This is a genomic window from Haloferax sp. Atlit-10N (assembly GCF_003586325.1).
GTDB classification, from domain to species: Archaea; Halobacteriota; Halobacteria; order Halobacteriales; family Haloferacaceae; genus Haloferax; species Haloferax prahovense.
On sequence record NZ_PSYX01000079.1, the window covers coordinates 1 to 660 of the forward strand.

Genomic DNA, 660 nt, shown 5'->3' on the forward strand with positions numbered 1-660 from the left:
CGCCACGTCGGATTCGCTCATTCTGAGCGTTCTCGATTACACGCACAAGACGAAAGACGGATTCACCACCCGTATCGAGCGATTCGACGCCGGGGCCGGTGAACAGACGGTGTCCGCCGCAAACAGCTCCGATGGCTTGGCGTCTACCGAACTCGACCTCGATGCCGATGCGACTCGGCGGGCCGTCAACAACGTCGCCACGAACGCCGTCATCGACGAGATTTACGACGGGTTCACCACGGGGAGTGACCTGACGAACCTCGCGTGGGACCTCCTCGACGACGACGTCGATGTCGACGGCTGTTACGCCTGTGGGTTCGCCGTCGGCCTCACTTGTAGCGTCGGCTGCGCGGCGACCGGCGCGTTCATCTGCGGGCTCACCGGGATTGCGGTCCCCATCGCCGGCCTGACCTGTGTCGGCTTCGTCGGTATCATCTGCGACGTGGCCGACGCCCTCTCCGGATGCGGCGAAGCCGTCGCTGAAGAGGTCTGTGCTGACCGGACGAACTGGTGCTAAGTAGGGGGCAGTGACATACGTGCCTCTATCCCGCGTTACGAACGACCTCGGTGGCCGACTGCGTCGAGACGAGTACACTGGCCCGAATCGGTGTTGGGCCTGTACGGCGGTGAACGTTGCTCTCTCGGCACTCGTCGCGGTCG

Annotated in this window: 1 protein-coding gene; it reads left to right on the forward strand. The window is 63.9% G+C overall.

Annotated elements, in window-relative coordinates; translation table 11 throughout:
• The coding region (locus C5B91_RS21260; protein ID WP_255409965.1) for a halocin C8-like domain-containing protein at positions 1–517 on the forward strand (517 nt) is incomplete at its 5' end.
• Between the last annotated feature and the right edge of the window lie 143 nt (positions 518–660).